Raw genomic sequence first — 4974 nt, 5'->3', positions numbered from 1 at the left:
TTCCTCCGGTTCCGTTATCTTTCCCTGTTGTGTTTTCCATTTTTTTAATAATAGGCGTTTTAGCATTGTGTACTAACGGCATTATGCCATACTGTGACTTATGAACCACATTTTCCACCTTGCTATTTTCCGTTTGTGTTCCTTTATCTTCTTTGTTAGGTTTTTCTTTTTCAGGACTAGTTTCTTTTGTATGAGTCCCACTCAATTCCCACTGCCATGTTACAGGAGAGAAAACATCTATATTGATGTTTGGATCTTTTAACTTCACATCCAAGCTAATCTTTATATCCCCTTCATTACGAGGAGCTATTGTAATTTCTCCTGCTTCGCTTTGAAGAAAGTCACTTGTACGATCCACATCATCAATATGTAAGAATCCTGTACTTCCATCTAGTTTAAATTCTTCTGGAATACTTATCTTCAAAATTTGCGGAGATTCCATTTTAATTACTTTCGCAGTATCACTAAATGTAATTCCCTCTGTATAAAGTCTATCCTTTACTTCTTTAATTGCGTTTCCTAAAGGTATTTTATTTACAGGATCATAATAAAAATTATTTTCTTTATTATATTTTTTTGTAAATTGAATTACATTTTGCAGTTGTAATTTCGTCGCATCTGGTAAATCACTTTGACCGATTTCTTCCATGTTTAAACTAGGTAATTTCGCAATTAAATTCTCGATTTGTTTCTTTATTCGAGCATCTGGTTGTTTCATTAATGTATTTATGAAAATTTCTTGCTTTCCATCATTCGACATAGATTGCTTTAACTTCTTAATTACCGTCTCTTGAATATCACTTTCTAACTTTCCTGCAAGTTCTGTATCATATTCAGATACTTGTTTTTTTACATCTGCTAAATATTTTTGAACTGCTGCAGCATCAGTTAAAATATTTGGTTCTTTCTCTGAAAACGTAAATTGATTTGAAATAATTTTATTAGCGGATTCCAATGCACTTAATTGCTTTAAAGCATCGCCTGTATTCATATCATTCATATATTGATTAAATTGATTTGTGAAATTATTCGCTAATAAATTGTTATCAGTTTGCATTTTTTGAAAGTTATTAAAACCATCTAAGTACGTACTGTTAGATTTATTCCCTTCATCTAACGCTTGACCGAAACCTTTTAAAACATCCTGAAATCCTTTGAAACTATTAACAGAAACACCTGTATAATCTTGTACTGTTTTAAATTGATTTGTGTAATTTGCTAACGGACTATGTATATCTTTTTTATACATAGTTGTTTGAACGTTTCCTTTTTCAATTATTTTACCTATATTATCTTGTGCACCTTGTAGCTTACCGATAATACTCGCAAAATAAACGTCGATTATTTGCTTATTGAAATCTTCTAAAATAACAGAAGCTGTATTTTCTGCCTCAGCTTTCAAATCCTTATTCCCAGTTGCATTTACTTTGTAGTTTAACGTTAATTTCTCTGGAATCTCTGAATCAATCGCAACTGCCTTCCTAGAAAAATCATTTGGAATAACAATCATCATATTGTAATTATTATTTTTCAATCCATTTTCCGCTACCCCGCGGCTAACTACGTACCATTCTTGTTTCGTATTTTTATTTACATTTTTAACAAATTGATCTCCAAACGCTATTTTATTGCCCTCAAATACAGTGCCCTGATCTTCATTTACCAACGCAACTGTCATTTTTGGTGTAGTATTCTCATTAGCTTTCTTAACATTTTGATTTAATGCTAAATAGGAGACCCCTGTTGATAGTACAAGAGCTAAAATAATAAACAACAAGATGCTCCATTTGAACTTTTTCACTACTTATCACTCCTGCGACTGCGAGTCTATCTAATGAAAGACTTCGTATCTTACTCTAGTTTTAAAGTAATTTAGCCATACAACGTATGGTTGCATGGCTAAATTATATATTTCTTTTTATCTGTCTTATTGTAGACCGAAATTACGAGAAAGATCTTCGTCATGTCTAGCAACAGCTTCTGCAGTTTTATTAAGCTGCATATTAATTTCTTGTAATAACTGTGCGAAGTTTTGTACTTTTGGCTTTAATTGATTGAACTGTTGGTCAAAACCTTCGAAAGCACGACCTTCCCATTCTCCTCTTAATTCATTTTGTAAGTTTTGTAGTTGACGTAAAATGTCCTCAATTTGATTTGCACCTTGTCCATATCGAGTCGCTTTCGATTTAAGCTCCTCTGGTGACATACGAATTTGTCCTGCCATTATTAAATCCCCCTTAAAATTTAAAAATAGTAAAATTAACCAATAATCAATTCTACAAATTGATTATATCAATAATTTAAAGATTTCTAAACAAAAAAATGATATTTTTCCAAAATTTCTCTTTTACTATAATAACGATATATTGTATAATAGTAATTTATTTATTTTTAAGCATACACTATCAATCTACTATAAAATAAAGGCAAACCATCTATTTTATATATTTATAAGGACTTATTGGCTTTAAATTCCAGCGATAAAGTAGCCACTAAATCATTATTTTCTCTTCTCCCATTCCGACTATAATACTCACTTCAAAGTCATAATTACCTGCCTTTCAACAAACCCAAACTCTTCGTACATCTCTTTTGCAAAATTCCCAGCAAATACATTCAACCTAATTTCTGAATACTTCTCCTTTAATTCCTTAATACCAGCTTCCATCAGTTCTCGCGATAATCCTCTCCCGCGATATTCTGGGAAAACGTACAATTCATATATAAATCCAAGTTTTTCACGAGAAAAATAGTCTGTATTTTCCCCTATTAATATCCATCCCATTACTTTATTTTCTTCTTTAATGATTAAATAGTATGCTCCTTTTTCTACAATCGGCTTTGTAATTTCAATCGCTTTCTCGATACTTAATTGACAATTCCCTCTCGTCCCTTCAAAAAGCGATTGAGCCGCATATTTTAATATTTCATTGGTATCTTCTTGATTCGCCTTAATTATCATTTTTCACAACTCCCCTTGAATAATAGGCATTACTATCCCTTGTTCAAGATTCTCCGCTTCCATAACAATTGCCGTTAATCCTTGTTCTGTACTTGTTTCATGAAGCTCTCCCTTCTCCCAAAACACAGCTTGTCCCGCCTCTATCTTTACCTTTTCCTTATTTGCCCCACACACATATCCTACTCCGTCCACAATAAGAAGCAGTTGAGATACAACTGCTTCATGACATCCGATTATTCCATTGGCTTGTAAATGCATAGCACCGATATGTACATTTCCTTGATGGTTTACTATTTTCGACATGATGAAATTAGATTGAAATACTGATAAGTGCTTTCCTACTTTTTCACTAAAATCAAAAGTTTTCATTACTAGTCCTCCTTATACGTATAAAACCATCCTTACTGTCTGCATCATATGTCCTTCAAAGTCTTCTTCAAATTGCTCTAATTCAGCAAAACCTTTCGCTTCATAAAAGCGTTTTCCTTTTTCATTTGCAGCTTCTACATGTATGTACAATTTCCGTATCCCATTTAATGCCTTAATCCCTCTTTGTAATAAAGCACTTCCGATCCCTTTTCCTTGCTGATCTGGTAACAAATAAATTGCCCCTAATTCTGCTTCGTTTTGTAGTCTAACAGGTGAAAAGTTCGCAAATCCTATTACTTCTCCCTCTTCTTCCGCAACGAATAAATGTGTATTTTTAAGGCGATATTTCATTTTTTCATCAGAATATGCCTCGTCTAAAAAACTATCTTGAATCTCTCTCGGGATAATGCCTTCATATGTATCATGCCAAGCTATTTTCGCTACTGATTGTACAGCCTGAATATCTTCTTGCTTCATTTCTCTAATTATATATGTCATCTCGATGTCTCCATTCTCTTTAAATTATATTCTGCTAATATACTAGAAGAAACGGCAGAACCATTTTCATAATTGACCTTAATTAATTTTAACTTTTCAATCGAAGCTGTTGTAACATCAAAATTCTCATATATATACTCCATCACACTTAAAAAATGAGTTGAATTCAAATGATTCGCAATCGTGCAATGCGGAACCCATTTTCCTGGTACATAATATGAATTTGAATTATCATGAAAAGTTTTGAAATGATCATGATAAAAATGATGAAGTCTCAATAAATCATCGGTAACAGTCGGCGCTAGAAAAACCGTACCGTTAGTAGGAAAAGTTCCAACAGAAGGAAAAGTGACTGCAGACATGTTTTCTTGAATAGCTACAAATTCCTTTAATTTTTCAATATACAAATTAACATCCAACTCATTATAATCCGCAATCGTTATATGAGGTTCTACTCCAGCTAATTGATTTGTTCCAATTACATTTGTTAATTTATTTTGTAATTCTGTAATTTTATTAGTAAACACACGATCAAATGTAGCAATGATAGCGTACAATCTTTCTCACCCCTTCGTTACACATAGCGCTTCCCATTCTTCACGAATCATGCCCATTCGAATAGAATCATAGTATGTTCCGTTATAATAACGACACTTTCGCATTCTACCTTCTAAGCTCATTCCTATTTTCTCTGCTACTTTCATCATTCGTTCATTGCCAGACCAAGTCGTGATTCCTACTCTACCAATCTCCATTTTTTCAAATAGCAAATCTCTATATAATTTCAATGCTTCTGTACCATATCCACCATTCCAGTATGTTGGCTCATAAATCACAACTCCCATCTCTAACCAACGCGTCATTTTATATTCCCAATAAAACCCGACTGTCCCAATGATTTGACCGTTATTTTCTATAATTAAATTTGACAGTGGTTCTTCTTTCAAACGATTTTGCATCTTCTCTTTATAGGAAGAGTATTCTTGCATTGAGAACGGGAAATATGGCGCATCCCATTTCTTCCATTCTGGGCTTTCTTCTTTAAATATGATATTCCATAATGTTTTTATATCCGATTCTTCTATTGTACGAATTGTAACTTTCTTCCCCTTTAATACAACGTTTTGCATAATTCCCTCCTGCAT

General features: G+C 32.9%; 7 protein-coding genes. All 7 read right to left on the bottom strand.

The window, feature by feature from the left end:
• On the bottom strand, positions 1-1801 hold a 1801-nt coding region (gene esaA / locus DN403_RS27890), incomplete at its 3' end, for a type VII secretion protein EsaA (protein ID WP_149185984.1).
• A 126-nt stretch (positions 1802-1927) separates the two neighbouring features.
• Complete coding sequence (locus DN403_RS27885; protein ID WP_000918601.1) at positions 1928-2224, bottom strand: WXG100 family type VII secretion target; 297 nt, start codon at positions 2222-2224, stop codon at positions 1928-1930.
• 309 nt (positions 2225-2533) lie between these two features.
• Entirely contained in the window at positions 2534-2962 is a 429-nt protein-coding gene (locus DN403_RS27880) for a GNAT family N-acetyltransferase (protein WP_137073835.1), read from the bottom strand.
• Positions 2963-2965: 3 nt separating this feature from the next.
• The gene (locus tag DN403_RS27875) at positions 2966-3331 is read right to left on the bottom strand and encodes a cupin domain-containing protein (RefSeq protein WP_000846433.1); all 366 of its coding nucleotides are present in this window, start codon (positions 3329-3331) and stop codon (positions 2966-2968) included.
• A 12-nt stretch (positions 3332-3343) separates the two neighbouring features.
• Positions 3344-3829 carry a GNAT family N-acetyltransferase gene (locus DN403_RS27870; protein ID WP_000221053.1) on the bottom strand — a complete coding sequence of 162 codons (486 nt, stop codon included), beginning with the start codon at positions 3827-3829 and terminating at the stop codon, positions 3344-3346.
• Positions 3826-4386, bottom strand: a complete 561-nt coding sequence (locus DN403_RS27865) for a 2'-5' RNA ligase family protein (RefSeq protein WP_000270898.1) — start codon at positions 4384-4386, stop codon at positions 3826-3828. The genes DN403_RS27870 and DN403_RS27865 overlap by 4 nt, the downstream gene beginning before the upstream one ends.
• 6 nt (positions 4387-4392) lie before the next feature.
• Complete coding sequence (locus tag DN403_RS27860) at positions 4393-4959, bottom strand: GNAT family N-acetyltransferase (RefSeq protein WP_001181851.1); 567 nt, start codon at positions 4957-4959, stop codon at positions 4393-4395.
• Positions 4960-4974 lie beyond the last annotated feature (15 nt).

The organism is Bacillus sp. AY2-1 (assembly GCF_008368965.1).
GTDB lineage: Bacteria > Bacillota > Bacilli > Bacillales > Bacillaceae_G > Bacillus_A > Bacillus_A thuringiensis_S.
Note: the sequence above shows the minus strand (reverse complement) of the source record. Positions and strands in the feature narration are given on the sequence as shown.

Coding starts and splice junctions, on each gene's coding strand:
- DN403_RS27885 (WP_000918601.1), bottom strand. CDS start 2,224: ATGGCAGGACAAATTCGTATGTCACCAGAGGAGCTTAAATCGAAAGCG.
- DN403_RS27880 (WP_137073835.1), bottom strand. CDS start 2,962: ATGATAATTAAGGCGAATCAAGAAGATACCAATGAAATATTAAAATAT.
- DN403_RS27875 (WP_000846433.1), bottom strand. CDS start 3,331: ATGAAAACTTTTGATTTTAGTGAAAAAGTAGGAAAGCACTTATCAGTA.
- DN403_RS27870 (WP_000221053.1), bottom strand. CDS start 3,829: ATGACATATATAATTAGAGAAATGAAGCAAGAAGATATTCAGGCTGTA.
- DN403_RS27860 (WP_001181851.1), bottom strand. CDS start 4,959: ATGCAAAACGTTGTATTAAAGGGGAAGAAAGTTACAATTCGTACAATA.